The sequence below is a fragment of the Dermatophilaceae bacterium Sec6.4 genome (assembly GCA_039636865.1).
Taxonomy (GTDB): domain Bacteria; phylum Actinomycetota; class Actinomycetes; order Actinomycetales; family Dermatophilaceae; genus Allobranchiibius.
Window position 1 is genome coordinate 1,141,041 of record CP144172.1, and the last position, 26,191, is coordinate 1,167,231.

The window sequence follows — 26,191 nt, forward strand, 5'->3', positions numbered from 1 at the left end:
GGACCTGAAGATGCCCGACCCGACCGCTTCCGTCGAGGCCACCGAGACCTCGTTCCATGTCCAGGCGTACGAGAAGATCGAATACTCCCTTACCTACGTCGATGGCGTATTTGCTGTCGAGAACAGCCATCTCGCCGACGCATATCGCGCGTGGGGCCGCACCCTGATGGTGATCGACGAGACGGTTCTGGCGCTCTACCGCGAGAAGATCGAGGCGTACTTCGAGCACCACGAGATTGCGCTCACCATTTTCGCCATCCGCATTGCGGAGCCGGACAAGTCGTTGACCACCCTGGAGAAGATCATCGACGCGTTCGGAGCCTTCGGGCTCGTGCGTAAGGAGCCGGTCCTGGTCGTCGGGGGAGGCCTCACGACCGATGTCGCCGGCCTGGCCTGCGCAACGTTCCGGCGTGCGACGAATTACATCCGCATCCCGACCACGTTGATCGGGCTGATCGACGCCAGCGTTGCCATCAAGGTTGCGGTCAACCACGGTCATTACAAGAACCGGCTCGGCGCCTTCCACGCATCCCAACAGGTGATTCTGGACTTCTCCTTTTTGCAGACGCTGCCGATCGATCAGGTCCGCAACGGGATGGCCGAGATGCTCAAGATCGCGGTGGTCGGCAACGCCAGCATCTTCAATCTGATGGAGAAGTACGGCGAGGATCTGCTGACCACCCGCTTCGGGCACCTGGACGGCACGCCCGAGCTGCGTGAGATCGCCCACCGGGTGACCTACGACGCTATCGACACCATGCTCAGGCTCGAGGTGCCGAATCTGCAGGAGCTGGACCTGGACCGGGTCATCGCCTTCGGTCACACCTGGAGTCCCACCTTGGAGCTGACCCCCGACGTGCCCTACTTCCACGGGCACGCGGTCAATATTGATATGGCCTTCTCCACCACCCTCGCCGAGCGACGGGGAATGATCAGCGTCAGCGAACGTGACCGCATCTTCTGGTTGATGAGCAACATCGGCCTCACCCTGGACAGTCCTTACCTCACGCCGGAGCTGCTGCAGACCGGCACCGAGTCGATCGTGCAGACGCGCGACGGGTTGCTACGAGCTGCAGTGCCGAACCCGATCGGTAGCTGCGCCTTCATCAACGACCTTCCGGAGGCGGAGATGCGCGAGACGCTGCAGGCCCACCGCGAGACGGCGCGCAAGTACCCGCGCGAGGGTCAGGGCGAGGACATGTTCATCGACTCCGCACCGGTTCACTCGCGGTGACCCGATGACCGAACCAGCTATCTGGGTCAGCCCGATGCCGAGGCCCGTGACGCCGGTGGCAATCGCCGGTCACGAGCTGTCGGCGCTGGTGCGGGATCTGGCGGCCGACACGTCCCTGGATGACAGCGTCCGGGAGCGGTTGGCCCGATGTCGCGATCTCGTGGTGGGTCTGGACCCTTACCTCGAGGCGTGTACGACGCCGGAGTCACCGGACCTGAGTCGCCTCGCCGCCCGTACCCGAGAGGAGTCCTGGGCCGATCGAGCAGGCAGCTCTGCCGTTGGTGGGGGCTGCGGTGTTCTGGAGCAGGAGATGCTCTCGGGGCATGTCGAGGGTCAGTTCCTGAAGATGCTCGTGCATGCTACGGGCGCCTCGCGGGTGCTGGAGATCGGCATGTTCACCGGATACTCGGCGCTCGCAATGGCCGAGGCGATGGGGCCGGACGGGTCGATCGTGGCGTGCGAGATCGATGCGTACGCCGCCGACATCGCGCGGGAGTGTTTTGCGGACTCCACCGCCGGCTACAAGGTGGATGTGCGGGTCGCCCCCGCCCTGGAGACGCTGGCGTCCTTGTCGCAGTCCGGCGAGCAGTTCGAGTTGGTGTTCATCGACGCCGACAAAGCCGGCTACGGGGAGTACCTGGCGGCTGTGCTGGATTCGGATCTACTGACACCGCAAGGCCTGATCTGCGTCGACAACACGCTGATGCAGGGCGAGCCGTGGCGGACAGGGAAGCCGGGGCAGCCCAGTGGCAACGGCGCGGCAATCGCCAGGTTCAACGAGATGGTGGCTTCTGACGCCCGCATCGAGCAGGTGCTGTTGCCGCTGCGAGACGGACTGACCTTGATTCGCAGGACCGATACCTGAGCAGCCGCGCCGGGTGACCGGCCGTTGCCACCAAGAGGAGAGCAGACATGCAGACCACTGCACTGGACCCGATCGGAATGCAGGTACGGGGCCTGGATCTCGCAACCATAGATGCCGACACCGTCGGCCAGTTGCAGGGCCTGTTGGCCCGGCACGGTGTTCTGGTCTTCCCGGATCAGGACATCAGCGACACTGTCTTCACGCGCTTTCTGCGTTCGTTCGGGACCATGACGTTCTCGGTGGGCGAGACCCCGGTCGAGGGCCATGAGGACCTCAACCTGATCAGCAATGTCGGTCGCAAGGTGCCGCCCAAAAGTGAATTCCACGTCGACACCAGTTACGTGAGCAGGCCCCCGGCCTACACGGCACTGCGTGCGGTACAGATTCCCAGCGAGGGCGGCCAGACACTCTTCTCCAACCAGTACCGCGCCTACGAGACGCTTCCGGACGACGTCAAAGGTGATCTGCGGGACCGTACGATCACCCACGTGGTGACCGGGCTGGAACTTGGCGAGGACGAGGAGCGCTCGGCGCAGCATCCTATCTTCCGCCAGCACCCCGTCACCGGTGACGTGTCGCTGTATCTGACAACTGCCAAACGCTGTGAATCAGTCAGCGGCATGGGCCAGGAACAGTCGAGGGAAATTGTGGACTATCTGCTGGCGCACTCCACTGCCGATGACAACCTCTACCGACACTCCTGGGCGGCCGGAGATGTTGTCATGTGGGACAACGGATGCGTGCTGCATCGTGCGGACCATTCCGGGGTGGTGGGTGACCGGGTCATGCACCGCGGAATGGTCGCGGATTACCCGCAGTCGGTGCCCGCGTGATCGGTGCCGCCGTTCGCTCCACCCTGAAGACGACGGCAGCGCTCGCCGTACTGCAGGTCGCGCTGCCGCTCAACCTGCTCTGGACAGCGGGGGCGTTGGTCCGACCACGGTCGATGCAGGCAGTTCTGCCTGAGGCCAGCGAGCGTAGAACCATCCTGATCAGCGGCGGCAAGATGACCAAAGCACTTGCGCTGGCCCGCGCATTCCACAACGCAGGCCATCGTGTGGTCCTGGTGGAGGCAGCCAAATACCGGTTCACCGGGCACCGCTTTTCTTTCGCCGTAGCAAAGTTCTACACGGTGCCTGCGCCGACCGATCCCCGGTACGCCGATGCCCTGCTGCAGATCGTGCGCGCTGAGAAGGTGGATGTCTACATCCCGGTGTGTGCGCCGGCCGCCTCGTATCCCGATGCAATGGCAGGTGAGCTCCTCGCGCCGTACTGCGAGGTGGTGCACGGCACTCCGGCGCAGATCATGGCGCTGGACGACAAATTCGAGTTCTCAGCGATGGCGCGTGAGGCGGGGGTCCGGGTGCCCGAGTGTTTCCGGATCACCTCCGAGCAACAGCTGCGTGACTTCGACTTCGGATCGGGGCAGACGTCCTACGTGCTGAAGAATCTCGCGTACGACCCGGTCAATCGACTCGACCTGACGCGGTTGCCGACGCCGGATGAGAGCACGCTGGACGCTTTCCTGGCAGGCAAAACGATCTCGGCGGAGAATCCGTGGATCCTGCAGGAGTTCATTCCTGGGCGGGAGTACTGCACGCACGGAACGGTACGCGCCGGGCGGGTACAGGTGTACTGCTGCTGTCCTTCCTCCGCGTTCCAGATCAACTACGAATCGGTGGACAAACCTCGCATCCAGGAGTGGGTGACGACGTTCGTGGCGCACCACGAACTGACCGGGCAGATGTCGTTCGACTTCATTGAATCCTCGCGGGACGGATCGATCTACGCGATCGAGTGCAACCCGCGCACCCACTCGGCGATCACGATGTTCTACGACCAGAGTGAGCAGCTGGCCGGCGCCTACCTGCAGGACGGCCACCCGCTGGTCACACCCACGCCTGCCAGCAAGCCGACGTACTGGATCTATCACGAGGTATGGCGGCTGCTCACCGGATACGGTCCGGTGCGGGAGCGGCTGCGCGTCATCGCCGAGGGCAAGGACGCGATCTTCGACGTAGCTGATCCGATGCCCTTCCTGCTGGTGCATCACCTGCAGATCCCCTCGCTGCTGTTGACGAACCTGGTGACCTGCAAGGAATGGATCAAGGTGGACTTCAATATCGGCAAAATCGTGCAGGCGGCGGGGGACTGAGGCCATGACCACGCGTGTACTGCACCTGGCCGGCTCACCGGTGAGCGATTTCTATGCCGACCTGTCGCGGCTCTATGCCTCGGATGCGCTCGCTGCGACTGCCGATCCGGCGCGTTACGAGATGGTCCCCGCATACGTGCTGCCGGGCGGGCAGTGGTGTTTCCCGACGGACCTGAGCCACCAGGCGATCGACGACGCCCCGCGGATGACGGTCGGCGCGGCGGTGCAGCGGCTGACCCAGTCGGGGTTGGATGCTGTGCTCCCGCAGCTGTTCTGTATCCCCGGTATGACCGCGTACCGGGGACTCCTGGAAGTGATCGGGTTGCCCTATCTCGGCAATCGGCCCGACACGATGGCCCTGGGTGCCCACAAGGCGCGCGCCCGGGCAGTAGTGGCAGCGGCAGGTGTGCGGGTGCCCGAGGGGGAGTCGCTGCGGGTCGGTGACCACCCGACGCTGACTCCGCCCGTCGTGGTCAAGCCTGTCGATGCCGACAATTCGCTCGGAATCAGCCTGGTCCGCCGCGACAGCGAGTACGACGCGGCACTGGCACTGGCGTTCGGGTACTCCGACACGGTGCTGGTGGAGGCCTATGTCGAGCTGGGCAGGGAAGTGCGTGCCGGCATCTTCGAGCTGGACGGTGAACTCGTGCCGCTGCCGCTGGAGGAATACAACGTCGATGCGGATCGCAAGCCGATCCGCGACCACGCCGACAAGATCGGATCGGCCGACGACGGAGACCTGCGGCTGATGGCCAAAGATGTCGAGCACGCCTGGATACTGCCGACCGACGACCCGGCGACGCAACCCGTGTGGGCGGCAGCTCTGGCCTGTCACCAGGCAATGGGTGCCCGTCACTACAGCCTTTTCGACTTTCGGATCGATCCGCTTGGCCGACCGTTCTTCCTGGAAGCCAGCCTCTACTGCTCGTTCGCGAACTCCAGCGTGCTCGCCGTGATGGCCAAAGCCGCTGGTATCGAGGTATCCGAGCTATTTGCCATCACCCTCGCGCAGACGCTGAATTCCTGACGCCTGCCAGGGTGGGCGAGCCGGCTCGGATTCCGTCGAGATGTCAATTTCGGAACATTTTTATGCTCAACGACCCTCCGATACTGACATCTCGCAGTGGCAGCGCGCCCGGCGGGATGCGCCAGGTCGCCGTCGTTGCTGCAGGCTCGATTTGGAGCGAGCCGCGCCCTCTGGCAGACTGCTCAAGTTGCTTGACGCGTGGGTGTCGATCAGCACAGGCCAGTTCGCACGTTCTCCGGAGCGTGCGAGGGCAGGTGCCTCGCTCCCGCCGCCTTTCACTCCTGAGGTTCGTGGCCCAATGGCTGGGAACCGGTAGTGCAGGGAAGCGCAGGCTGGGTCCATCCGGATCCGAGAACACCCCCGGGTTAGAAGTACCGTTCAGCGCGTCGATCCGGCGTGAGGGCGACACACCCGAGCGCGGGGGTCGGAGCAGTCCGGCGGACTACAAGTTCTTTTCACAGGCAAGATGACGGCGAGAGAGAGACGCACTCAGATGGCGGGACAGAAGATCCGCATCCGGCTGAAGTCGTATGACCACGAGGTCATCGACAGCTCGGCGCGCAAGATCGTCGACACGGTTACCCGTGCCGGCGCAACAGTCGTAGGCCCGGTGCCGCTGCCGACGGAGAAGAACGTGTTCTGCGTTATCCGTTCGCCGCACAAGTACAAGGACAGCCGCGAACACTTCGAGATGCGCACCCACAAGCGTCTCATCGACATCATTGACCCGACTCCGAAGGCCGTCGATTCGCTTATGCGTCTGGACCTGCCGGCGGATGTCAACATCGAGATCAAGCTCTAGATCGGTAGGTGACTCACTCATGACACACACGACTGAGCGCCCCGTGAAGGGCGTTCTCGGCAAGAAGCTCGGCATGACCCAGGTGTGGGATGCCAACAACAAGCTCATTCCCGTCACCGTGGTGCAAGCAGGCCCGTGCGTCGTCACCCAGGTGCGTGGCGAGGGCGAGGGCTACCACGCGGTGCAGCTCGCCTATGGCGAGATCGACCCGCGCAAGGTGACCAAGCCGATGCTCGGACACTTCGAGAAGGCTGGGGTCACACCCCGCCGCCACCTGGTGGAAATCCGCACGGCGGACGCCGCGCAGTATCAGCTCGGCCAGGACGTCACGGCGGAAGCCTTTGGCGACGGCCAGGTGGTCGATGTCATCGGCACGACCAAGGGCAAGGGATTCGCAGGTGTCATGAAGCGCCACGGCTTCCACGGCGTCAGCTCCTCCCACGGTTCGCACAAGAACCACCGCAAGCCTGGTTCGATCGGTGGCTGCGCCACTCCGGGCCGTGTCTTCAAAGGTATGAAGATGGCCGGCCGGATGGGTGGCGAACGCCAGACCACACAGAACCTGACCATTCACGCGGTCGACGCCGAGCGCGGCGTACTGCTCATCAGGGGTGCCGTTCCCGGCCCCAAGGGTGGGCTCGTGCTGGTGCGCACTGCGGCCAAGTCGACGCAGAAAGGCGCATGATCGCCATGACTACGCTCGACATTCAGACCCCCGCCGGTAAGACCGATGGAACAGTTGAACTGCCCGCCGAGATCTTCGACGTCGCAACCAACGTCCCGTTGATCCACCAGGTCGTCGTTGCGCAGCTCGCTGCTGCACGACAGGGCACGCACTCCACCAAGACCCGCGGCGAAGTCCGTGGTGGTGGCCGCAAGCCTTACAAGCAGAAGGGCACCGGCCGCGCCCGTCAGGGTTCGACCCGCGCTCCGCAGTTCGCAGGCGGTGGCGTCGTTCACGGCCCGAAGCCGCGTGACTACAGCCAGCGAACCCCGAAGAAGATGAAGGCTGCTGCCCTGCGCGGAGCATTATCGGACCGGGCACGCCACGGCCGAATTCACGTCTACACGGGGCTCGTCGACGGCGACTCGCCTTCGACCCGCACCGCCGCGACTCTGCTCGGCAATGTCAGTGAGCGCAAGAACCTCCTGGTCGTGCTGGGTCGCGATGAGCGCAACTCGCTGCTCTCGGTCCGCAACCTGGAAGCCGTGCACACGCTGTACGCCGACCAGTTGAACACCTACGACGTGCTCTGCGCGGACGACCTGGTATTCACCAAGGCAGCGCTGGATGCATTCCTTGCCGGACCGCTACAGGCCGCCAAGATCACGGAGGACGCGAAATGACCAGCCGGATCCACAACAAGGACCCCCGCGACATCCTGATCAAGCCGGTTGTCTCGGAGAAGTCGTACGCCCTGATGGATGAGGGTAAGTACACCTTCGAGGTCGACCCGCGGTCGAACAAGACCGAGATCAAGATTGCTGTCGAGAAGATCTTCGAAGTCAAGGTCGACTCGGTGCACACGCTCAACCGCAAGGGCAAGACGCGTCGGACCAAGGCCGGTCTCGGCAAGCGCAAGGACACCAAGCGCGCGATCGTCTCCCTCAAGGAAGGTGCGATCGACATCTTCGGCACCGTCAGCTGACCGGCTGAGTTGCTGAAATGCATTTCGCACACATGGACTTCGAGGGACAAGGACGTAAGGACAAGTAATGGCTATCCGCAAGTACAAGCCGACAACGCCGGGACGGCGTGGGTCGAGCGTGGCGGACTTCGTCGAGGTGACTCGCTCGACACCGGAGAAGTCTCTGGTTCGCCCGCTCACCAAGACCGGTGGTCGCAACTCAGCAGGTCGGATCACAACCCGACACATCGGTGGTGGCCACAAGCGCGCCTACCGGTTGATCGACTTCCGTCGCAATGACAAGGACGGCGTGCCGGCCAAGGTCGCGCACATCGAATACGACCCCAACCGCACGGCGCGTATCGCGCTGCTGCACTACGCCGACGGCGAGAAGCGCTACATCATCGCCCCGAACAAGCTGCGTCAGGGCGACCCGATCGAGAACGGCCCTTCGGCCGATATCAAGCCCGGTAACAGCCTGCCGTTACGCAACATCCCGACCGGTACGGTGCTGCACTGCATCGAGCTGCGTCCAGGTGGCGGCGCCAAGATCGCCCGTTCTGCCGGTACCCGCGTGCAGCTGGTCGCCAAGGAAGGTGCTTACGCGCAGTTGCGGATGCCCTCTGGTGAGATCCGCAACGTCGACGTCCGCTGCCGCGCCACTATCGGCGAGGTCGGTAACGCCGAGCAGAGCAATATCAACTGGGGCAAGGCCGGCCGGATGCGGTGGAAGGGCAAACGCCCGACCGTCCGTGGTGTCGCCATGAACCCGGTAGACCACCCGCACGGTGGTGGTGAGGGTAAGACTTCCGGTGGACGTCACCCGGTCAGCCCGTGGGGACAGGCCGAAGGCCGTACCCGCCGCCCGAACAAAGAGAGCGACAAGCTCATCGTGCGTCGCCGTCGTACTGGAAAGAAGAAGCGGTAAGACATGCCACGTAGCCTGAAAAAGGGTCCCTTCGTGGACGACCACCTGCAGAAAAAGGTGGATGTCCAGAACGAAGCAGGCACCAAGAACGTGATCAAGACCTGGTCCCGCCGGTCGATGATCACCCCCGACATGCTCGGCCACACGCTGGCTGTGCACGACGGCCGCAAACACGTCCCGGTCTTCGTGACCGAGTCGATGGTCGGTCACAAACTCGGCGAGTTTGCACCGACCCGGACCTTCAAGGGTCACGAGAAGGACGACCGGAAGGGGCGCCGCCGCTGATCGCGGTGCAACAGTGATGACTACTACAGACACCATCTCCGAAGGGAGTGCGATGCAGGCCGAAGCTTCTGCCCGGTATGTCCGGGTGACGCCCCAGAAGGCCCGGCGTGTCGTGGACATGATCCGCGGCAAGCAGGTCTCGGACGCCATCAACGTGCTCACATTCGCTCCCCAGACGGCGAGCGAGCCGGTGCTGAAGGTGCTTCGCAGCGCCGTGGCCAACGCCCGCTTCACTGCCGACAAGTACTCGCAGGCATTCGACGAGCGGACCCTCGTGGTCACGGTCGCATATGTCGACGAAGGTCCCACCATGAAGCGGTTCCGACCGCGGGCACAGGGCCGTGCGAGCCAGATCCTCAAGCGCAGCAGTCACATCACGGTGCAGGTGACTCAGCCCGTCAAGCCCGTCAACAACACCGAGAAAGGTCGCCGGTAGTCATGGGCCAGAAAGTCAACCCGAACGGTTTCCGTCTCGGCATCACCACCGAGCACAAGAGCCGCTGGTACGCCGACAGCAACAAGCCCGGTCAGCGATACCGCGATTACGTCAAGGAAGACGTTGCCATCCGGCGCCTCATGTCCAAGGGCATGGAGCGCGCGGGCATCAGCCGGGTAGAGATCGAGCGCACCCGTGACCGGGTCCGGATCGACATCCACACCGCTCGCCCGGGTATCGTCATCGGCCGCCGCGGCGCCGAGGCCGACCGGCTGCGCGGCGAGCTGGAGAAGCTCACCGCGAAGCAGGTACAGCTGAACATCCTCGAGGTCAAGAACCCAGAGGCCGACGCTCAGCTGGTCGCACAGGGTATCGCCGAGCAGTTGACCGCTCGGGTGAACTTCCGTCGTGCGATGCGCAAGGGCATGCAGTCCAGCCAGCGCGCGGGTGCCAAGGGCATCCGGGTGAAGGTGTCCGGTCGACTCAACGGCGCCGAGATGAGCCGCGCCGAGTTCTACCGCGAAGGCCGCGTACCGCTGCACACGCTGCGCGCGAACATCGACTACGGCTTCTACGAGGCCAAGACGACGTTCGGCCGCATCGGTGTGAAGGTGTGGATCTACAACGGTGACATCACGGCAAAGGAGCTCGCCCGCGAGCAGGCCGCGGCCCCGTCACGGCCGGCACGTCGCCGTGATGACCGTGGACCCCGCACCGGTCCTGGTGCAGATCGCGGCGCCAGCCGTCCTCGTCGTGACGACGCTCCCGCTACTGCAGAGAATGCGCCCGCAGCTGCTGGCGCATCCACTGAGGGGGTGCAGGCCTGATGTTGATTCCCCGTCGTGTGAAGCACCGCAAGCAGCACCATCCAGGTCGCAGCGGCGCCGCCAAGGGCGGCACGCGCGTCACGTTCGGTGACTTCGGCATCCAGGCTCTCGAGCCCGCTTACGTCACCAACCGCCAGATCGAGTCCGCTCGTATCGCAATGACCCGTCACATCAAGCGTGGCGGCAAGGTGTGGATCAACATCTACCCCGACCGCCCGATCACCAAGAAGCCTGCGGAGACGCGGATGGGTTCTGGTAAGGGCTCGCCCGAGTGGTGGGTTGCGAACGTCAAGCCCGGTCGGGTCATGTTCGAGCTGTCCGGTGTATCCGAAGATGTTGCACGCGAGGCCCTGCGCCTGGCGATGCACAAGTTGCCGATGAAGTGTCGCTTCGTCGCGCGTGAAGGTGGTGACTTCTGATGGCTACCGGTTCCAAGGACCTCATGCCGGAGGCGCTACGCGAGTTCGATGACGAGCGCCTCGACGAAGAGTTGGGCAAAGCAAAGCAGGAGCTGTTCAACCTGCGCTTCCAGTCCGCAACGGGCCAGTTGGAGAACAACTCCCGCCTGCGGGCAGTCCGCAAGGATATTGCCCGTATCTACACCGAGATGCGTGAACGTGAGCTCGGTATCGGTCAGGCTCCGCCTGCCTCGAAATCGTCGAAGGTGAGCTGACATGACTGACACAGAGAACAGTGCGCAGGAGAAGACCGTGACCGACAGCGAGCGCAACTACCGCAAAACGCGGCAGGGCTACGTGGTCAGCGACAAGATGGACAAGACCGTTGTGGTCGAGGTCGAAGACCGGGTCAAGCACCCGCTCTACGGCAAGGTCATCCGCACCACCCGCAAGGTGAAGGCGCACGACGAGACCAATGACTGCGGTATCGGCGACCGCGTGCAGATCATGGAGACCCGCCCGCTCTCAGCGCAGAAGCGCTGGCGCGTGGTGGAGATCCTCGAACGCGCCAAGTAGACCATCAACGGTCTGCCCTACTCCGGTACTCATCGGAGAGCGACGGGCAGCCAGCGTGACCGCACCTCAAACCACTAGTTCCGCAAGGCTCACCCGTCGCGGTGAGAACCAGTGAGACGACAGGAGACAAACCAGTGATCCAGCAGGAGTCGCGACTTCGAGTCGCCGACAACACCGGTGCCAAGGAGATCTTGTGCATTCGGGTTCTCGGCGGTTCAGGCCGTCGTTACGCCGGCATCGGTGACACCATCGTGGCGACCGTCAAGGACGCCATCCCCGGTGGCAACGTGAAGAAGGGTGACGTCGTCAAGGCGGTCATCGTTCGCACCCGCAAGGAGCGTCGTCGGGTGGACGGTTCCTACATCCGCTTCGACGAAAACGCAGCAGTGATCCTCAAGGGTGACGGTGACCCTCGCGGTACCCGCATCTTCGGCCCGGTGGGCCGTGAGTTGCGCGAGAAGCGCTTCATGAAGATCATCTCGCTCGCCCCGGAGGTGCTCTGAGCCATGGCTATGAAGAAGAAGATCCAGGTCGTCAAGAAGCCGACCATGAGGATCAAGAAGAACGACCTGGTCCAGGTCATCACCGGACGGTCTCAGGCCAACGGTGGAGACAAGGGCAAGCAGGGCAAGGTCATCGAGGTCTTCCCCGAGCGCCAGCGGGTGCTCGTCGAGGGCATCAACCGGGTGACCAAGCATGTCCGCGCCGGTCAGCCGGGCGGCGGTGCTGGTGGCCTGGAGGTCGTCGAGGCGCCTATCCACGTGAGTAACGTCGCTGTGGTGGACCCCGAGTCCGGTAGGCCTACCCGTATTCGTATGCGAGTCGAGCAGGTCGAACGCGATGGCCGGATGAAGACCGTCCGTACCCGCGTCGCCGTTCGTTCCGGAAAGGATCTGTGATGACTGCAACTGCTACTGAGCCCACTGCCTCCGCGGCGACCACGCCCCGGATGAAGACTCGCTACAACGCCGAAATCAAGCCGGCTCTGCGTGAACAGTTCGATTTTGCGAACATCATGCAGGTGCCCGGCGTGGTGAAGGTTGTCGTGAACATGGGTGTCGGCGATGCTGCCAGAGACTCCAAGATCATCGACGGCGCAATCACCGACCTTTCGGCGATCACCGGCCAGAAGCCGGCCGTGACACGGGCCCGCAAGTCGATCGCACAGTTCAAGTTGCGTGAGGGTATGCCGATCGGCTGCCACACCACCTTGCGCGGCGACCGGATGTGGGAGTTCCTGGACCGGTTGGTCTCCACTGCCCTTCCCCGGATCCGTGACTTCCGTGGCCTGTCGCCGAAGCAGTTCGACGGCAACGGCAACTACACGTTCGGTCTGACCGAGCAGTCGGTGTTCCACGAGATCGATCAGGACCGTATCGACCGGGTCCGAGGTATGGACATCACGGTCGTGACGACCGCCAGTAACGATGACGAGGGCCGAGCGCTACTGCGTGCACTGGGCTTCCCGTTCAAGGAGAAGTGACCCATGGCTAAGACCGCACTGGTCAAGAAGGCCGAGCGCAAGCCGAAGTTCGCCGTCCGCGGGTACACCCGTTGTCAGCGGTGCGGTCGCCCGCACGCTGTCTACCGCAAGTTCGGGCTCTGCCGCATCTGCCTTCGCGAGATGGCGCACCGCGGCGAGCTGCCCGGCATCAAGAAGAGCTCCTGGTAGACCTTCGCTCGAGGGTTCCCGCTGTGCTCAGTTGATGGGCGATAGCAGGGATCCACTGCACGTTTCACGTCGATGAGTGAGCCTCATGAGTCGACAGTCACTACGAACTACACCGTAGGTCGCTCACGGATGTCCCGTGAATCCGAAACCCCGGTGAGGAAGGGCAATGAAGCCCAATGACCATGACCGATCCGATCGCGGACATGTTGACGCGCGTCAGGAACGCCAATTCGGCGCACCATGACTCGACGTCCATGCCGTTCTCGAAGTTGAAGTCGCACATCGCGGAGATCCTGGAAGCCGAGGGCTACATCGGTGGCTTCCGCGTCGAGGATGCCGAGGTGGGCAAGACGCTCATCGTCGACCTTAAGTACGGCCCGAACCGGGAGCGCTCCATTGCAGGCGTTCGCCGCGTATCCAAGCCCGGTCTGCGGGTTTACGCCAAGTCCACGAACATGCCTCGCGTGCTCGGTGGCCTCGGCGTTGCAATCGTGTCCACGTCTTCCGGTCTACTGACCGACCGGCAGGCAGCCAACAAGGGCGTTGGCGGGGAAGTCCTCGCCTACGTCTGGTGACCAGGAACTAAGGAGGAGTTAAACGATGTCTCGTATTGGACGTCTCCCCGTTCCGGTCCCTACCGGAGTGGACGTAGCGATCGACGGTCGCACCATCAGTGTCAAGGGCCCGAAGGGTCAGCTCGGTCTGACATTGCCCGAGCCGATCACGGTCGCCAAAGATGAGGGTGTACTGCAGGTATCGCGGCCCAACGACGAGCGCGCATCGCGTGCCCGCCACGGGCTCACCCGCAGCCTGATCAACAACATGGTCGTCGGTGTGACCGAGGGTTACACCAAGAAGCTGGAGATCCACGGCACCGGTTACCGAGTGACCGCCAAGGGATCCGATCTCGAGTTCGCGCTCGGGTACAGCCACTCGATCACCATCACCGCGCCTGAGGGCATTGCCTTCACGGTCGAGAACCCCACCCGGTTCTCGGTGACTGGTATCGACAAGCAACTCGTCGGCGAAGTGTCGGCGAACATCCGCAAGTTGCGCAAGCCCGACCCGTACAAGGCAAAGGGCGTTCGCTACGAAGGCGAGCACATCCGCCGCAAGGTCGGAAAGGCTGGTAAGTGAGCCATGGCTAAAGCAAAGATCACGAAGCGTTCCAGCAGCAAGCAGGCGGCCCGCAAGCGCCGTCACGCTCGCCTACGCAAGCGCATCTCCGGTACCTCGACGTGCCCGCGTCTGGTGGTGTCCCGCTCGGCGAAGCACGTTTTCGTGCAGGTCGTCGACGATGGCATCGGTCAGACCCTCGCATCTGCCTCCACGATGGAAGCAGACCTGCGCGGCTCTGAGGGTGACAAGACAGCAAAGGCCAAGCAGGTGGGCCAGCTTGTCGCTGCCCGCGCGAAGGATGCCGGTGTGCAAGCCGTTGTCTTCGACCGCGGTGGTAACAAGTACGCCGGCCGAGTCGCGGCGATCGCCGATGGCGCCCGCGAGGGCGGTCTGAAGCTATGACCGCGTTCATCTGCACGGCTTCAAACACGAAGGTGAGGAACCACTGATGGCTGGACCCCAGCGTCGAGGTGCCGGTGGCCCCCCCCAGGGCGCCGCATCCGGTGGCAATGCCGCCAACTCCGCCGGTGGCAACGCCGGCAATGACCGTGGCGGCCGCGCAGGTGGCGGCGGCCGTGGTGGTAACGACCGTGGTGGCCGTGGTGGCCGTGGCGGGGATGAACGCAACCAGTACCTGGAGCGCGTTATCACCATCAACCGGGTATCCAAGGTCGTCCAGGGTGGTCGTCGGTTCAGTTTCACCGCGCTCGTCGTGGTCGGAGATGGACAGGGCACCGTCGGAGTCGGCTATGGCAAGGCCAAAGAGGTCCCGTCCGCGATTGCCAAGGGTGTTGAGGAAGCGAAGAAGAACTTCTTCCGCGTCCCGATGATCGGCGACACCATCCCGCACCCGTTCCAGGGTGAGGCTGCAGCAGGTGTTGTCCTGTTGAAGCCGGCATCGCCTGGTACCGGTGTCATCGCCGGTGGCCCGGTGCGCGCCGTGCTGGAGTGCGCGGGCATCCACGACGTGTTGTCCAAGTCGCTCGGCTCGGACAACGCGATCAACATCGTGCACGCCACCGTGGCTGCGCTGAAGGGCCTGGAACGGCCCGAGGCCGTCGCGGCTCGTCGCGGCATGCCGCTGGACCACGTTGCTCCTCCCCGGATGCAGCGTGCGATGGCAGAGGCGGCTGCAGCAGCGAAGGCAGGTGCCTGATGGCGTCGCTGAAAGTGACCCAGATCCGTTCCGACATCGGTGGCAAACCCAAGCACCGCGAGACCCTTCGTTCACTGGGTCTGCATCGGATCGGTGAGACCGTCGTCAAGGAGGATCGTCCCGAGTTCCGTGGGATGGTTCGATCGGTCGCCCACCTGGTGACCGTCGAGGAGACTGACTGATGAGTGAGAGCAAGAGCACGACAGGCACCGTGGCCCCGTCGGCTGCGCGTGAGCACGCCCTGAAGGTCCACCACCTGCGTCCCGCGCCGGGAGCCAAGACGGCCAAGACTCGTGTCGGTCGTGGTGAGGGTTCGAAGGGTAAGACCGCCGGACGTGGCACCAAGGGCACCAGTGCCCGTTATCAGGTGCCCGCCACATTCGAGGGTGGCCAGACGCCGTTGCACATGCGACTGCCGAAGCTGCGTGGTTTCAAGAACCCCGCGAAGGTCACCTTCCAGGTCGTCAACCTGGACAAGATCACCGCGTTGTTCCCTGAGGGCGGCTCCATCGGTACGCAGGAGCTCGTGGCCAAGGGCGCGGTTCGCAAGGGCGCCCCGGTCAAGGTGCTGGGTACCGGCGAGATCGGTGTGACGGTGCAGTTGACCGTCGCGGCCTTCTCCCAGTCGGCCAAGGAAAAGATCGAGGCAGCGGGCGGATCGATTTCCGCATCCTGACCCACACGTCTCGACAGTGACGTGACCACCGTGCGCCCCGGGCCTGCGGGACACTCATCAGAGGGTCTCGCACCCGGGGCGCACGTATGCCGGGTATTGTCACCCCGGTGACCGGGACGGATCCCGTTCCGTCGTCGTCTGTATCCGCCGAGTGCCACGGCAGTCCGGCTGCTCGCAGAACGTAGGTCCGACCCGCCGGGTCGACCGTTGTAGGAGGACCCTGTTGCTCACCGCCCTGGCCCGCGCGTTCAAGACGCCGGAACTGCGAAAGAAGATCCTGTTCACCCTCATGGTGATGGCGATCTTCCGTCTGGGATCGCATATCCCGACACCCGGCATCAGCCTGCCGTTGATCCAGGCATGTCAGAAGGGTGCGACGTCCAATCAGAGCTTCCTCGGGTTGGCGAACCTCTTCTCAGGTGGTGCGCTGCTGCAGTTGTCGGTTTTCGCGCTCGGGATCATGCCGTACATCACCGCGAGCATCATCGTTCAGCTGCTCACGGTGGTCATTCCACGCTTCGAGGAATTGAAGAAGGAAGGCCAGGCGGGGCAGACCAAGATGACGCAGTACACGCGTTACCTCACCATCGGTCTTGCGTTACTGCAGTCCGCGACGTTGGTAACAGCGGCCAAGGCAAACCCGTCCTCTCTGCTGGGCGGCGACGCCAGCAGTTGCCCGACGATCATGCCCCAGCAGGGGATCTTCAACATCGTCCTGATGGTGCTGGTCCTGACAGCCGGCACCGGCCTGATCATGTGGCTCGGTGAGCAGATCACCGAGCGCGGTATCGGCAACGGAATGTCGCTCCTGATCCTGACGGCCATCGCCGCGCAGGTGCCCGGCTCGGTCTGGGCCATTCACAGCCAGGGCTGGGGCAAGTTCATCGTTGTCGTCGTCATGGGTCTGGCCATCACCGTGGCCGTCGTCTTCGTGGAGAACTCCAACCGGCGCATCCCGGTGCAGTACGCGAAGAAGATGGTCGGTCGCCGGATGTACGGCGGAATGTCCACCTACCTGCCGCTCAAGGTGAACATGGCGAATGTGATCCCGATCATCTTCGCAACATCCCTGCTGTCCCTGCCGGTGCTGCTCGCTGGTTTCGCCCAGCCCAGTGACCGCAGTAAGCCCCCACCCGGATGGGCGCGATGGGTGCTGGAGAATCTGGCGCGTGGTGACAACTGGTCCTACATGCTGCTCTCAACGGTGCTCGTCGTGTTCTTCACGTTCTTCTACGTGTCGGTGACCTACCAGCCCGAAGAGGTGTCGGACAACCTCAAATCGGCCGGGTCGTTCATCCCGGGTGTGCGTGCGGGTAAGGCAACATCGGAGTACCTCAACTACGTGTTGACCCGCATTACGGTGGTCGGCGCGCTGTATCTGGGCATTTTGGCGTTGATCCCGCTGATAGCCCTCGCTATGGTCGGTGCCAACTCCAACTTCCCGTTCGGCGGTGCATCCATCATCATCCTCGTAGGCGTGGGGTTGGAGACGGTCAAACAGGTTGACGCCAAACTTCAGCAGCACCACTACGAAGGGTTCCTGCGCTGATGCGATTGATCATTCTGGGTCCGCCAGGGGCGGGTAAAGGCACGCAGGCCCAGCGGCTGTGCGACCGGCACGGCATACCGCACGTGTCCACCGGTGATATCTTCCGGGCCAACATCAAGGACGAGACGCCGTTGGGCCTTGAGGTCAAGGGCATCCTGGACGCAGGCGGTTATGTCACTGACGAGGTCACCAATCGGATCGTCGCCGACCGGCTCGGTCACGATGACGCGGCAGCTGGGTTTCTGCTCGACGGATACCCCCGCACCACTGTCCAGGTCGATGCGCTGGACGAGCTGCTCGCTGCGACCGGGCACAGCGTCGACGGGGTATTGCGCCTGACGGTGGACGACGATGAGCTGGTCTCCCGGCTCGCCGAGCGTGCAAAGACGTCTGGGCGGGCGGATGACTCCGAGCAGGTCATTCGCGAACGCCAGCAGATCTACAACAAGGAGACCTCCCCGTTGGCGCAGACCTACTCCCAACGGGGACTCCTGCACGAGGTTGATGGGATGGGCGATGTCGACGAGGTGACCGCTCGAATCGAAGCAACGCTGGACGCACTGTCGGCCGGCGGCTGACGGGTTCAGTGCACTGTGTTCGGTAGGGAACGTCTCCCGGTCAAGACGCCACAGCAGTTGCTCACGATGCGAGCGGCTGGGCTGGTAGTCGGTAACTGTCTGGCCCACGTACGCGAACAGTCCCGAGCCGGTATGACGACGCAGCACCTGGATCGACTGGCCGAGGCGTTCATCCGTGACGCCGGTGCTACTCCGAGCTTCCTGGGTTATCAAGGCTTCCCCGCAACGCTCTGCATCTCCGTCAATGACGAAGTGGTGCACGGAATACCGGGGGAGAGGGTGCTGGCCGCAGGTGATCTGGTGTCGGTGGACTGCGGTGCGATCGTCGACGGGTGGCACGGAGACGCAGCCGTCACGTTTCCGATCAGCGATTTTGCGGCTGCTTCCGACCGGGCCCTGACGACAACAACGTACGACGCGCTCTGGGCTGCGATTGCTGCTTTCCGTCCCGGCACGGGCGTCTACGACATCGGTGCGGTCATCGAGGACACCATTGCGGCCGGAGCTCAGCGGTGGAACGCCTCGGGATTGGATCTCGCCTTCGATACCGTCGATGGCTATACCGGTCACGGCATCGGTACGGCGATGCACATGGAGCCCACCGTGTACAACGAGCGGGTGCGCGGGTCGGGACCTACGATTCGCGAAGGCGCGACGGTGGCCATCGAGCCCATGGTCACGCTCGGCGGATTCGAGACGCACGAGCTCGAGGACGGCTGGACGGTTCTCACGGACGACGGCTCGCGCGCGGCACACTGGGAGCACACCGTGGCTGCCACTGCGGGCGGGCTGTGGGTACTGACCGCAATCGACGGCGGCGAGCGGGAACTCGCGGCCGTCGGAGCGCCGTACGGGCCACTGGGCTGAGGAAGAATGGCGAGGGTCTGCCCGGGGTGCGGGAGGCACGCTGCTCGTCAAGCGCCCTCGTGCTCGGCCTGCGGCGAGCCACTGGCAGTGCGCGCCACCGGGTCTGCGGTGCTCGCCACCAGCGCCGGTCGGAGCTACGTGGCACCCAGCGACGAGGCGGGTGCGCCGGCTACCCGCGCCCCGGGCGACGCTGAGTCGATCGGGGGCCGCGTCGATGAAAATTCCGCCAGGAAGTTGACCCGGGGGACCCGGTGGATGGTGGCGACAGGGGTGGTCGTCCTCAGCGTGTCCCTGAGCGCGTCGTACGTCGCACTCAGATCCACGCCTCCACGGGTGCCCGACGGCGTGGCATATGGTCGCGTACGGCTGTCGTCGGACCCCGGGTTGCGTTGGCAGCGCAACTTCGAACAGATCGCGCCGGATCTGGGGTGTCCGACAGCGGTGACCCAGGACAACCCCAGTGTCGACGCCTGCTCGGTCACTGCGAGCGCGACGGTCGATGGCCTCGTGGTGGTGGCGGTGCAGCGCTCCCAGCGGGCCGAGCTTGTCGGGCTTGCCACTCGTGACGGGTCCGTGAAATGGCGTCGACAGTCGCCCACGGGTTCGACCTACGACTGCATGGTGACCGGCGGTCGGTTGTGGTGTCTGAGCGTGCCGCTCTACTACCCGGTGATCGAGCACAACACCCCGAACGGCGCCACGGATGGAAGCTTCGATGTCCTCCCGCGGCGAAGCGCCGCTTATCGCAGCGCCAGCCTGGTCCGGCTGGAGCCGACTACGGGTGCCGTGGTGGCCGGCTCACCAGTGCCCGGGTCAGGTGTGGGAGCCGCCTTCGCAGGTGTGGGCAGGGGCGGTTTCTACGTCCTCGGGCGGGGGCCAACGCCCGAGGGCACCGTCGTTAGTTACTCCGGTCGGGGCGAAATGCAGTGGAGCCACCGGGTGACACTCGTGCTGCTCCAGTCGAGTTCCTCCACTCTGATGAGGCGGGTGGCGACACCGCAGGTACACGAGCTGCAGGGTCGGGCGCTGGTCTCACTCGCGCAGGTTGCCGGTCGGCAGGCAGCTTTCACCGTCGTAGGGGGCGCCCCGGTCCGGTCGGCGGTCGGCCACATCGTGACGGTGCTGGGTCGGACTGTCGTGAGTCAGGTGGGCAGTGGCACGCTGAGGGTCGATGGCCACGAGATACCGGAGAATGCGCTCGCCGTCCTCTCCGCTGACGACCGGTCGGGTGGGGAACCACTACTGGTGACGCAGTTCTCAGCGGTCGATCCGAACGGTCCGGGCGCCGCGGGTTCCGCCGGTTTCACCCTCCGGTCGCCGCCCCACCCGACCGTGGGCGGGCACAGTCTGCAGGCGCGGGATCAGCCTGTCGCCTACTGTGCTGGGGTTGTCCTCACGCTGGCCGACGGTGCCGTCGCTGGTTACGATTCGGTCAGCGGTGTGCGCCGCTGGACCGCGGGAGTGCTGGACGGAGCAGATCTGCAGGTGCGCTGCAACGGATCGCAGGTCGTGTTCGCGAATTCATATCAGGCGACGGCGTTTTCACTGGACAGCGGGACACAGATCTGGACTGTTTCCTACCCGCTCGGATCCATCGTGACTGGTGGCGGATTCGGAGATCCACCGCAGGGACTACTTGCCGGCCCCTCGAACAACACGGGCCTGCCCACCGGAACGACGTCAGTGAGTTACCTGCGATGAATGTTCCCGGTGGCCAGGGCCGATCGAAGCTGGACACCTGATGCCCAGGATGTGCTCGGTGTGCGGGCGACGGGCTGCCGGTGGGGCGGTCGCGTGCGCGACGTGTGGCGAACCCTTTGCGGGGAGCGAGACCGTGTCGAGAGTGCTTGCGACCACCGCAGGTCGCAGTGCTGGTGCAGATGCGGCGGACCTCGGCGGTGCCCAGCTCGGTGATGGGCCGGACGGTGACGGGCCGGACGGCAGCATCGTCCGCAGGTTGTCGCGGAACATTCGGTGGGTGGTGGTCGCCGGTGTCCTGACCATCTGCTTATCGCTGAGCGCGACCTACGTTGCCCTGCGCGAAGCACCGCAACGCATCCCGGACCGCAACGCGTCCGGGCAGGTGCGGCTGTCCTCGGATCCGCAGGTGCGCTGGCAGCGCCCGCTCAATGACGTCGCTGCTGCGCTGGGCTGCCCGACTGCGTTGCCGTCCTCGTCATCTCCGGAGGACCCAGGTGGTCTCTTCGCCACGGATCTGTGTTCGGTTACCTCGAGCGCCATCGTCGGTGACGTAGTCGTCGTTGCGGTTCAACGCTCGCAGCGGGCAGAACTGGTCGGTCTCGTGCGCGAAACCGGTTCGGTCCGCTGGCACCGGGCTGCCCCCGCCGGTTCGACGTACGACTGCCTGGTGATCACCGGTCGGCTGTGGTGTCTCACCGTGCCGGTGTTCTACCAGGTGGTCGACAACACATCCCCGATCGACGGTGACCAATCAAGTTTCAGTAGCCACTCCGAGCGCAGCGCTGCCTATCGAGGCGCGACGATCAGCAGGGTGGATGTCGCCACTGGCGCGATCCTGCACAACTCTCAGGTTGCGGGTGCGCCCGAGGGCGCTGCGTTCGCGGGTGTGGGTACCGGTGGTTTCTACGTGCTCGGTCATGGGTTGCCGGACGAGGCAACGGTGGCGCGTTATTCGATGGGTGGCCAGGCACAGTGGAGCCACCGGGTTTCGCTGGTCCGGTTGCAGTCGAGTTTCTCGTTCGTGACGGGCCAGGTCGCGCATCCGCACGTCGTTGAGTTGCGGGGCCGGGCACTGGTCTCACTCGCGCAGGTCGCGGGTCGACAGGCAGTTTTTTCCGTCGCGGGGGGTGCGCCCGTCAGTGCGGGTGCCGGTCATGTCGTCACAGTCCTCGACAGGACCGTCGTGACACAGGTGGGCGATGGCGTATTGACGGTCGGTACGCGACGGATCCCAGAGAACGCGACCGCGGTTCTCTCGGCCGATGATCGCACTCGTGGTGAACCGCTGCTCGTGACGGTATTTTCATTTCCCGACCCCAGCGGACAGGACGGGTCGGTATCGACCGCGTATGTCGGCCGTTCGCCGTCGGACCCCGCCGCAGCTCCTCGACGACTATCGCCCGGCGATCAACCGATCGCGATCTGCGGCGGGGTGATTGTCACCCTGGGCAGCGCGGTCTTGGCCGGGTACGACGCCGCTACCGGGGTCCGACGCTGGGTTGCGGACGGCGCGGCCGGCAACGACGTGCAGGCGCGATGCACCGACAGCCAGGTCGTCCTCGCGAACGGATATCGCATTTCGGGGTACTCGTTGCGGTCGGGTGCGAGTGCCTGGTCGCTCTCTATTCCGGTGAATTCATCGATCGGCGACAGCGGACTCGGTGACCCTTCAGACGGCATGGTCGTCGGCCTGTCCGGTGAGCTGAGCCTTCCAGGCGATCGGGGCGGGCTGAGCTACCTGCGCTGAGCAATCCGCATCCTCCTACTGCTGATTCACTGCACTAGCCGCCGGGACGGAATGCGGAGCCCATGGAGTCCAGTGCGCCATCGGCCACCGGCACGCGACCGTTCCTGGCAGCGGTCACCAATCTGGCGTGATCACGTTCGGTCTGGTCGGCATAGGCGAGGGCGAAGTGGCCCATTGCGCGGTCCAGGCTGGCGCCCTTTCCGACGTACCCGGCAATCATCGAGGCGCCGCTCGTCCGCGCGTGGCCTTTGGCCAGCAGGTGGCCGACGATGCCGGCATAGTCGGCCAGCGCGCGCCCATCCATCGAATCCAGGGCGATTGTGCCCTTCATGTTGCGGAACTGACGCACGTAGTACTGGCGGCGGTCGATCGTGGTCCAGCCCAGCAGCGGGTCACTCACAGTCTGCAGCGCCTGCTGGTATTCCACGACGCGCTGGCCCTGATGCCGGTGCCACGCCGAGTCGCCGTGTACGTACGTCGCCAGGACCGAACGACGGGCCTGCTTCATCTGCAGGAACACGACGTCGTCGGCGGAGGACCCCTCGAGTAACGCCACGTAGGCGCGTAGGCCCACGCTGCCTACTCCGACGACCTTGAGGGCCACATCCTGGATGGTGTACCCGCCCAACACCCGGGCCCAGTGCGGGGCCAACGTGGGTAGGTATCGGTCCAGCCCGGACGCGATCAGGTCAGCTTTGCTGTCGGTGACCCGGCGGATCAACGGCGGCTCTTCCACGATGTGGCGCTCGTCGCCCTGCTGATGGGTGAACTTGGGCAGGGCGCGGTCACTCGTGCGCTTCTTGGCGCGTCTGACCGAACGCTTGATCTCGTTGCGCAGCGACTTCTCGGTAGCGCTCTCATGCAGCCGCCCCACGTCCAGCCGGTTGTAGGAGCGCATCAACAACGGCTCGTGAGCCAGGAACCGCACTTCATCGCGGTACGCCGCCACGCACGACTCGACAGCGGTGCGGCACTGGCCCTCGCTCAGGCCGTTCTCCCGCCCGGCCACCCAGATGCTGGTGGTCAGTCGTCGTAGATCCCATTCCCATCCGCCGGGGTGGGCTTCGTCGAAGTCGTTGAGGTCGAGCACCAGCTCACCTTCGGGGGAGCCGTAGAAGCCGAAGTTGCCCAGGTGGGCGTCCCCGCAGATGACCGGTTGGATTCCGGTCGCTGCGAGATGAGCGACGTCCCATGCCATCACAACAGCCGCGCCGCGCAGGAAACCGTACGGCGAGGAGATCATCCGGCCCACCCGGATCGGGACCAGGTCATCAACTCGGCCGCGGTGGGATCGACTCAGCAACGTCACTGGGTCGGGCCGGTCCTTCGGGGCGCCCCACGCCGCCATCGAGCTGCGCGGGACCTGCTGACGGATGGCCTTACCCGTCGCGACGCGCTCTGCCCGGGAGGTAGGACGCAGGCGCAAGGAAGCGAAGGATCCGCCGTCGGCGTTGGCCAGCACCTTGTGTCCGGAACCGGATGCGGTCACAAGGTGCTCCCACCAGATCGTTTGGTCAGCCCGCGAAGGAAGGGCACAGTTGAACTTACCCGGCCCGGCGCCTCTCGGCGCTGACCGGCGAATTCGTGACGGATGCGGCGCAGCGGCTCTCGATACGGCACGATCGTGCCGACGACCCACACAGGCCGACGTGGTGAGAGGCAGCACCGGATGAGCAACTTCGACGACTTCTTCCCGCGCGACCCGTCGGGGCAGGAGGACTACGTCGACGAGCGACCCCGCGAACCCACCGGATCGGGTTCCTCGATTCCATTGCTGCTCGGGGCGATTCTCGGCGCCGTTGTCTTCGGTATTGCCGGTTTTGTCATCGGGGCATCGCGTGATCGGGCGGTCGGACCCGCTGCTGGGACGCAGACCCAGGCCCAGACCCAGACCCGGACCGTGACGACGACCCAGGCCGCGGTCACCGAGAACTCCACTCTGGTGAGCACGAAATACTCGACTGCAACCAGCACGGTGACGGGCCCGCCGCAGACCGTGAGCGTCACGGGGCCGGGGTCCGTGACAACCGCCACGCAGACAGTCACCGCACCCCCCACCACGGTGTCGGTGCCGCCGTCGACCGCCACCGTGACGGCCACCGCCACCGTGACGGCCACCGTCACTGCGACGGCCCCGCCCGCCCCCTGACCGACGCGCGGTCGACCACGACATCTTCGAGCGCCTGACCACCCCCGGCGGCCTCGCGATTTGGGCCATATACGCCGGGCCGGTAAGGTAACTAATCGGTTCACGTGCGCGCTGTGACCTCGGTCCCGAACCAGGTCATCGTCTGCCAACTTCCGCTTCTGGCTCTCAAACTGGACAGCTCTGCTGTGCGGCCAGCCCAGGGTGCAGGAGGGCAGGTGCGCACGAAGCGTGGTCCGCACATCAGGGACGCCCGTCAGGGGTGCTCCCGCTGAAGCAGGTGAGTTGGAGGACATGGCCAAGAAGGACGGTGTCATCGAGATCGAGGGCACGATCGTGGAGGCTCTACCGAACGCAATGTTCCGGGTAGAGCTGAGCAACGGTCACAAGGTGCTCGCCCACATCTCAGGGAAGATGCGACAGCACTACATCCGGATCCTCCCCGAGGACCGTGTCGTGGTCGAGCTCAGCCCGTATGACCTGACTCGCGGTCGTATCGTTTTCCGGTATCGCTGATCGACCTGATTCAACACTGGTCGATTTTTTACTGCCTGACATCCGCCCGGATGTCGGGTACCGACTTCGAAGACAAAAGGTGCGATGAAAGTCCAGCCGAGCGTCAAGAAGATCTGTGACAACTGCAAGGTGATCCGCCGTAATGGTCGGGTCATGGTGATTTGCGAGAACGCCCGCCACAAGCAGCGGCAGGGCTGACCTTCTGCCACTGGCAGAGGTCGTGTTTCTCTCTTAGAACGCAGCTACACAACTTCATCACGACGACACAGGTTTTATCTGTGTGGCATCTGCCGCACATCTGCTCGTGCCCGGCCCCGATGGATTACTCCCATCGGACGTCACCCCCGGCTCGGAGGCCGGGGACCCATCTCAGCCACTCCGGCTGGTCATGGGATCGGCGCGTGCATCAGACCTCCGAAGACACATCAGGAGAACCACCAGATGGCACGTCTCATCGGTGTCGACCTCCCGCGCGAGAAGCGCGTCGAGGTTGCACTTACCTACATTTACGGCGTGGGGCGAACCCGCGCCGAACAGACGCTGCAAGCAACCGGCGTCAGCCCGGACACTCGTGTCCGTGACCTCAGCGAAGAGGAGCTCGTTACGCTCCGTGACCACCTCGAGGCCAGTTTCCGCCTCGAAGGTGACCTGCGCCGTGAGGTGGCTGCCGATATCCGCCGCAAGGTCGAAATCGGCTCCTACCAGGGGCTGCGCCACCGTCGTGGCCTGCCCGTGCACGGCCAGCGCACCAAGACCAACGCGCGCACCCGTAAGGGTCCCAAGCGCACGGTCGCCGGTCGCAAGAAGGCGAAGTAAATCCGTCCACTGGATGGTTCCACCGCCTCTCTCACATTCGTACATTCGCTGACAGTCACACCAGGAGTTCTATAAATGCCTCCCAAGAGCCGTACGGCGCCCGGCGCCAAGAAGGTGCGTCGCAAGGAGAAGAAGAACGTTGCGGCAGGCCACGCCTACATCCGCAGCACGTTCAACAACACGATCGTCTCGATCACCGACCCGCAGGGTGCGGTGATCGCATGGGCGTCCTCCGGTCAGGTCGGATTCAAGGGCTCCCGTAAGTCGACCCCGTACGCCGCGCAGATGGCCGCTGAGGCCGCCGCGCGTCGGGCGATGGAACACGGAATGAAGAAGGTCGACGTCTTCGTCAAGGGCCCCGGTTCCGGTCGCGAGACCGCGATCCGTTCCCTGGCCGCCGCTGGCCTGGAGGTCGGCGCCATTCAGGACGTCACCCCCCAGCCGCACAACGGCGTCCGCCAGCCCAAGCGTCGTAGCTGAGCGACCG

37 protein-coding genes are annotated in these 26,191 nt (G+C 64.5%); 36 read left to right on the plus strand and 1 reads right to left on the minus strand.

Annotation, left to right across the window (positions count from 1 at the left end; translation table 11 throughout):
- Positions 1-10: 10 nt before the first annotated feature.
- The 31 genes from V3G39_05595 to V3G39_05745 all read left to right on the plus strand — a co-directional run bounded on the left by V3G39_05595 (position 11) and on the right by V3G39_05745 (position 22,226).
- Positions 11-1,234: a sedoheptulose 7-phosphate cyclase gene (locus V3G39_05595; protein ID XAS77512.1), complete on the plus strand. Its 1,224-nt coding sequence runs from the start codon at positions 11-13 to the stop codon at positions 1,232-1,234.
- Positions 1,235-1,238: 4 nt separating this feature from the next.
- Positions 1,239-2,099 carry a class I SAM-dependent methyltransferase gene (locus tag V3G39_05600; GenBank protein ID XAS77513.1) on the plus strand — a complete coding sequence of 287 codons (861 nt, stop codon included), beginning with the start codon at positions 1,239-1,241 and terminating at the stop codon, positions 2,097-2,099.
- Between the two features lie 47 nt (positions 2,100-2,146).
- Positions 2,147-2,932 (plus strand): TauD/TfdA family dioxygenase, encoded by a 786-nt coding sequence (locus V3G39_05605; protein ID XAS77514.1) that lies wholly within the window; start codon positions 2,147-2,149, stop codon positions 2,930-2,932.
- Complete coding sequence (locus V3G39_05610; GenBank protein XAS77515.1) at positions 2,929-4,254, plus strand: hypothetical protein; 1,326 nt, start codon at positions 2,929-2,931, stop codon at positions 4,252-4,254. The genes V3G39_05605 and V3G39_05610 overlap by 4 nt, the downstream gene beginning before the upstream one ends.
- A 4-nt stretch (positions 4,255-4,258) precedes the next feature.
- Entirely contained in the window at positions 4,259-5,281 is a 1,023-nt protein-coding gene (locus V3G39_05615; GenBank protein XAS77516.1) for a hypothetical protein, read from the plus strand.
- A gap of 493 nt (positions 5,282-5,774) precedes the next feature.
- The gene (gene rpsJ, locus V3G39_05620; GenBank protein XAS77517.1) at positions 5,775-6,083 is read left to right on the plus strand and encodes a 30S ribosomal protein S10; all 309 of its coding nucleotides are present in this window, start codon (positions 5,775-5,777) and stop codon (positions 6,081-6,083) included.
- A 19-nt stretch (positions 6,084-6,102) separates the two neighbouring features.
- Complete coding sequence (gene rplC, locus V3G39_05625) at positions 6,103-6,768, plus strand: 50S ribosomal protein L3 (GenBank protein ID XAS77518.1); 666 nt, start codon at positions 6,103-6,105, stop codon at positions 6,766-6,768.
- 5 nt (positions 6,769-6,773) lie between these two features.
- Positions 6,774-7,430: a 50S ribosomal protein L4 gene (gene rplD, locus V3G39_05630; protein ID XAS78184.1), complete on the plus strand. Its 657-nt coding sequence runs from the start codon at positions 6,774-6,776 to the stop codon at positions 7,428-7,430.
- Positions 7,427-7,732 carry a 50S ribosomal protein L23 gene (gene rplW / locus V3G39_05635; protein ID XAS77519.1) on the plus strand — a complete coding sequence of 102 codons (306 nt, stop codon included), beginning with the start codon at positions 7,427-7,429 and terminating at the stop codon, positions 7,730-7,732. The genes rplD and rplW overlap by 4 nt, the downstream gene beginning before the upstream one ends.
- 67 nt (positions 7,733-7,799) lie before the next feature.
- Complete coding sequence (rplB, locus tag V3G39_05640) at positions 7,800-8,639, plus strand: 50S ribosomal protein L2 (GenBank protein XAS77520.1); 840 nt, start codon at positions 7,800-7,802, stop codon at positions 8,637-8,639.
- 3 nt (positions 8,640-8,642) lie between these two features.
- On the plus strand, positions 8,643-8,924 hold the full coding sequence (gene rpsS / locus V3G39_05645) for a 30S ribosomal protein S19 (protein ID XAS77521.1): 282 nt from the start codon (positions 8,643-8,645) through the stop codon (positions 8,922-8,924).
- A gap of 52 nt (positions 8,925-8,976) precedes the next feature.
- Complete coding sequence (gene rplV / locus V3G39_05650; protein XAS78185.1) at positions 8,977-9,360, plus strand: 50S ribosomal protein L22; 384 nt, start codon at positions 8,977-8,979, stop codon at positions 9,358-9,360.
- Positions 9,361-9,362: 2 nt separating this feature from the next.
- Positions 9,363-10,187, plus strand: coding sequence for a 30S ribosomal protein S3 (rpsC, locus tag V3G39_05655; GenBank protein ID XAS77522.1), 825 nt, complete (start codon positions 9,363-9,365; stop codon positions 10,185-10,187).
- The gene (gene rplP / locus V3G39_05660; GenBank protein ID XAS77523.1) at positions 10,187-10,606 is read left to right on the plus strand and encodes a 50S ribosomal protein L16; all 420 of its coding nucleotides are present in this window, start codon (positions 10,187-10,189) and stop codon (positions 10,604-10,606) included. Before rpsC ends, rplP begins: the two co-directional genes overlap by 1 nt.
- Entirely contained in the window at positions 10,606-10,860 is a 255-nt protein-coding gene (gene rpmC, locus V3G39_05665) for a 50S ribosomal protein L29 (GenBank protein XAS77524.1), read from the plus strand. Before rplP ends, rpmC begins: the two co-directional genes overlap by 1 nt.
- Position 10,861: 1 nt before the next feature.
- Positions 10,862-11,161 carry a 30S ribosomal protein S17 gene (gene rpsQ, locus V3G39_05670; GenBank protein ID XAS77525.1) on the plus strand — a complete coding sequence of 100 codons (300 nt, stop codon included), beginning with the start codon at positions 10,862-10,864 and terminating at the stop codon, positions 11,159-11,161.
- Positions 11,162-11,295: 134 nt separating this feature from the next.
- A complete protein-coding gene (gene rplN, locus V3G39_05675; protein ID XAS77526.1) occupies positions 11,296-11,664 on the plus strand; it encodes a 50S ribosomal protein L14 in 369 nt (122 codons plus the stop codon).
- A gap of 3 nt (positions 11,665-11,667) precedes the next feature.
- Entirely contained in the window at positions 11,668-12,060 is a 393-nt protein-coding gene (gene rplX, locus V3G39_05680; GenBank protein ID XAS77527.1) for a 50S ribosomal protein L24, read from the plus strand.
- Positions 12,060-12,644, plus strand: a complete 585-nt coding sequence (rplE, locus tag V3G39_05685) for a 50S ribosomal protein L5 (GenBank protein ID XAS77528.1) — start codon at positions 12,060-12,062, stop codon at positions 12,642-12,644. The genes rplX and rplE overlap by 1 nt, the downstream gene beginning before the upstream one ends.
- Positions 12,645-12,647: 3 nt before the next feature.
- Entirely contained in the window at positions 12,648-12,833 is a 186-nt protein-coding gene (locus V3G39_05690) for a type Z 30S ribosomal protein S14 (protein ID XAS77529.1), read from the plus strand.
- A 176-nt stretch (positions 12,834-13,009) separates the two neighbouring features.
- Positions 13,010-13,408, plus strand: a complete 399-nt coding sequence (rpsH, locus tag V3G39_05695) for a 30S ribosomal protein S8 (GenBank protein ID XAS77530.1) — start codon at positions 13,010-13,012, stop codon at positions 13,406-13,408.
- Positions 13,409-13,433: 25 nt separating this feature from the next.
- On the plus strand, positions 13,434-13,970 hold the full coding sequence (rplF, locus tag V3G39_05700) for a 50S ribosomal protein L6 (GenBank protein XAS77531.1): 537 nt from the start codon (positions 13,434-13,436) through the stop codon (positions 13,968-13,970).
- Between the two features lie 3 nt (positions 13,971-13,973).
- Positions 13,974-14,354, plus strand: coding sequence for a 50S ribosomal protein L18 (gene rplR / locus V3G39_05705; protein XAS77532.1), 381 nt, complete (start codon positions 13,974-13,976; stop codon positions 14,352-14,354).
- Between the two features lie 46 nt (positions 14,355-14,400).
- Positions 14,401-15,108, plus strand: a complete 708-nt coding sequence (rpsE, locus tag V3G39_05710; GenBank protein XAS77533.1) for a 30S ribosomal protein S5 — start codon at positions 14,401-14,403, stop codon at positions 15,106-15,108.
- A complete protein-coding gene (gene rpmD, locus V3G39_05715; protein XAS77534.1) occupies positions 15,108-15,290 on the plus strand; it encodes a 50S ribosomal protein L30 in 183 nt (60 codons plus the stop codon). The genes rpsE and rpmD overlap by 1 nt, the downstream gene beginning before the upstream one ends.
- Positions 15,290-15,784, plus strand: coding sequence for a 50S ribosomal protein L15 (gene rplO, locus V3G39_05720; GenBank protein ID XAS77535.1), 495 nt, complete (start codon positions 15,290-15,292; stop codon positions 15,782-15,784). Before rpmD ends, rplO begins: the two co-directional genes overlap by 1 nt.
- A 223-nt stretch (positions 15,785-16,007) precedes the next feature.
- On the plus strand, positions 16,008-17,333 hold the full coding sequence (gene secY, locus V3G39_05725) for a preprotein translocase subunit SecY (protein XAS77536.1): 1,326 nt from the start codon (positions 16,008-16,010) through the stop codon (positions 17,331-17,333).
- Positions 17,333-17,911 carry an adenylate kinase gene (locus tag V3G39_05730; protein ID XAS77537.1) on the plus strand — a complete coding sequence of 193 codons (579 nt, stop codon included), beginning with the start codon at positions 17,333-17,335 and terminating at the stop codon, positions 17,909-17,911. The genes secY and V3G39_05730 overlap by 1 nt, the downstream gene beginning before the upstream one ends.
- Before the next feature lie 15 nt (positions 17,912-17,926).
- The gene (map, locus tag V3G39_05735; protein XAS77538.1) at positions 17,927-18,778 is read left to right on the plus strand and encodes a type I methionyl aminopeptidase; all 852 of its coding nucleotides are present in this window, start codon (positions 17,927-17,929) and stop codon (positions 18,776-18,778) included.
- 87 nt (positions 18,779-18,865) lie between these two features.
- Positions 18,866-20,479, plus strand: a complete 1,614-nt coding sequence (locus V3G39_05740) for a hypothetical protein (protein XAS77539.1) — start codon at positions 18,866-18,868, stop codon at positions 20,477-20,479.
- A gap of 133 nt (positions 20,480-20,612) precedes the next feature.
- Positions 20,613-22,226, plus strand: coding sequence for a hypothetical protein (locus V3G39_05745; protein XAS77540.1), 1,614 nt, complete (start codon positions 20,613-20,615; stop codon positions 22,224-22,226).
- Positions 22,227-22,260: 34 nt separating this feature from the next.
- On the opposite strand, the gene V3G39_05750 is transcribed toward V3G39_05745, so the two are convergent.
- Entirely contained in the window at positions 22,261-23,715 is a 1,455-nt protein-coding gene (locus V3G39_05750; GenBank protein XAS77541.1) for a DUF2252 domain-containing protein, read from the minus strand.
- Between the two features lie 180 nt (positions 23,716-23,895).
- Between V3G39_05750 and V3G39_05755 the strand changes: the two genes are divergently transcribed.
- The 5 genes from V3G39_05755 (at position 23,896) to rpsK (ending at position 26,184) form a co-directional block, all read left to right on the plus strand.
- Positions 23,896-24,375: a hypothetical protein gene (locus V3G39_05755; GenBank protein XAS77542.1), complete on the plus strand. Its 480-nt coding sequence runs from the start codon at positions 23,896-23,898 to the stop codon at positions 24,373-24,375.
- 291 nt (positions 24,376-24,666) lie between these two features.
- Entirely contained in the window at positions 24,667-24,888 is a 222-nt protein-coding gene (infA, locus tag V3G39_05760) for a translation initiation factor IF-1 (GenBank protein XAS78186.1), read from the plus strand.
- Between the two features lie 84 nt (positions 24,889-24,972).
- Positions 24,973-25,086, plus strand: a complete 114-nt coding sequence (gene rpmJ / locus V3G39_05765) for a 50S ribosomal protein L36 (protein ID XAS77543.1) — start codon at positions 24,973-24,975, stop codon at positions 25,084-25,086.
- A gap of 243 nt (positions 25,087-25,329) precedes the next feature.
- Entirely contained in the window at positions 25,330-25,704 is a 375-nt protein-coding gene (rpsM, locus tag V3G39_05770) for a 30S ribosomal protein S13 (protein XAS77544.1), read from the plus strand.
- Between the two features lie 75 nt (positions 25,705-25,779).
- On the plus strand, positions 25,780-26,184 hold the full coding sequence (gene rpsK, locus V3G39_05775) for a 30S ribosomal protein S11 (protein XAS77545.1): 405 nt from the start codon (positions 25,780-25,782) through the stop codon (positions 26,182-26,184).
- Positions 26,185-26,191: the final 7 nt, after the last annotated feature.

What these genes read in the sequence shown, in the direction of transcription:
- V3G39_05730 (XAS77537.1), top strand. Translation starts at nt 17,333, where the DNA reads ATGCGATTGATCATTCTGGGTCCGCCAGGGGCGGGTAAAGGCACGCAG.
- rplE (XAS77528.1), top strand. Translation starts at nt 12,060, where the DNA reads ATGACTGCAACTGCTACTGAGCCCACTGCCTCCGCGGCGACCACGCCC.
- rpsC (XAS77522.1), top strand. Translation starts at nt 9,363, where the DNA reads ATGGGCCAGAAAGTCAACCCGAACGGTTTCCGTCTCGGCATCACCACC.
- rpsQ (XAS77525.1), top strand. Translation starts at nt 10,862, where the DNA reads ATGACTGACACAGAGAACAGTGCGCAGGAGAAGACCGTGACCGACAGC.
- V3G39_05690 (XAS77529.1), top strand. Translation starts at nt 12,648, where the DNA reads ATGGCTAAGACCGCACTGGTCAAGAAGGCCGAGCGCAAGCCGAAGTTC.
- rplB (XAS77520.1), top strand. Translation starts at nt 7,800, where the DNA reads ATGGCTATCCGCAAGTACAAGCCGACAACGCCGGGACGGCGTGGGTCG.
- infA (XAS78186.1), top strand. Translation starts at nt 24,667, where the DNA reads ATGGCCAAGAAGGACGGTGTCATCGAGATCGAGGGCACGATCGTGGAG.
- rplR (XAS77532.1), top strand. Translation starts at nt 13,974, where the DNA reads ATGGCTAAAGCAAAGATCACGAAGCGTTCCAGCAGCAAGCAGGCGGCC.
- rpsS (XAS77521.1), top strand. Translation starts at nt 8,643, where the DNA reads ATGCCACGTAGCCTGAAAAAGGGTCCCTTCGTGGACGACCACCTGCAG.
- rpsK (XAS77545.1), top strand. Translation starts at nt 25,780, where the DNA reads ATGCCTCCCAAGAGCCGTACGGCGCCCGGCGCCAAGAAGGTGCGTCGC.
- V3G39_05615 (XAS77516.1), top strand. Translation starts at nt 4,259, where the DNA reads ATGACCACGCGTGTACTGCACCTGGCCGGCTCACCGGTGAGCGATTTC.
- V3G39_05595 (XAS77512.1), top strand. Translation starts at nt 11, where the DNA reads ATGCCCGACCCGACCGCTTCCGTCGAGGCCACCGAGACCTCGTTCCAT.
- rpsJ (XAS77517.1), top strand. Translation starts at nt 5,775, where the DNA reads ATGGCGGGACAGAAGATCCGCATCCGGCTGAAGTCGTATGACCACGAG.
- V3G39_05600 (XAS77513.1), top strand. Translation starts at nt 1,239, where the DNA reads ATGACCGAACCAGCTATCTGGGTCAGCCCGATGCCGAGGCCCGTGACG.
- rplD (XAS78184.1), top strand. Translation starts at nt 6,774, where the DNA reads ATGACTACGCTCGACATTCAGACCCCCGCCGGTAAGACCGATGGAACA.
- rpsE (XAS77533.1), top strand. Translation starts at nt 14,401, where the DNA reads ATGGCTGGACCCCAGCGTCGAGGTGCCGGTGGCCCCCCCCAGGGCGCC.
- rpmC (XAS77524.1), top strand. Translation starts at nt 10,606, where the DNA reads ATGGCTACCGGTTCCAAGGACCTCATGCCGGAGGCGCTACGCGAGTTC.
- rplX (XAS77527.1), top strand. Translation starts at nt 11,668, where the DNA reads ATGGCTATGAAGAAGAAGATCCAGGTCGTCAAGAAGCCGACCATGAGG.
- rplV (XAS78185.1), top strand. Translation starts at nt 8,977, where the DNA reads ATGCAGGCCGAAGCTTCTGCCCGGTATGTCCGGGTGACGCCCCAGAAG.
- rpmJ (XAS77543.1), top strand. Translation starts at nt 24,973, where the DNA reads ATGAAAGTCCAGCCGAGCGTCAAGAAGATCTGTGACAACTGCAAGGTG.
- rpmD (XAS77534.1), top strand. Translation starts at nt 15,108, where the DNA reads ATGGCGTCGCTGAAAGTGACCCAGATCCGTTCCGACATCGGTGGCAAA.
- rpsM (XAS77544.1), top strand. Translation starts at nt 25,330, where the DNA reads ATGGCACGTCTCATCGGTGTCGACCTCCCGCGCGAGAAGCGCGTCGAG.
- rplF (XAS77531.1), top strand. Translation starts at nt 13,434, where the DNA reads ATGTCTCGTATTGGACGTCTCCCCGTTCCGGTCCCTACCGGAGTGGAC.
- rplW (XAS77519.1), top strand. Translation starts at nt 7,427, where the DNA reads ATGACCAGCCGGATCCACAACAAGGACCCCCGCGACATCCTGATCAAG.
- rplP (XAS77523.1), top strand. Translation starts at nt 10,187, where the DNA reads ATGTTGATTCCCCGTCGTGTGAAGCACCGCAAGCAGCACCATCCAGGT.
- V3G39_05605 (XAS77514.1), top strand. Translation starts at nt 2,147, where the DNA reads ATGCAGACCACTGCACTGGACCCGATCGGAATGCAGGTACGGGGCCTG.
- V3G39_05755 (XAS77542.1), top strand. Translation starts at nt 23,896, where the DNA reads ATGAGCAACTTCGACGACTTCTTCCCGCGCGACCCGTCGGGGCAGGAG.
- rpsH (XAS77530.1), top strand. Translation starts at nt 13,010, where the DNA reads ATGACCATGACCGATCCGATCGCGGACATGTTGACGCGCGTCAGGAAC.
- rplC (XAS77518.1), top strand. Translation starts at nt 6,103, where the DNA reads ATGACACACACGACTGAGCGCCCCGTGAAGGGCGTTCTCGGCAAGAAG.
- rplO (XAS77535.1), top strand. Translation starts at nt 15,290, where the DNA reads ATGAGTGAGAGCAAGAGCACGACAGGCACCGTGGCCCCGTCGGCTGCG.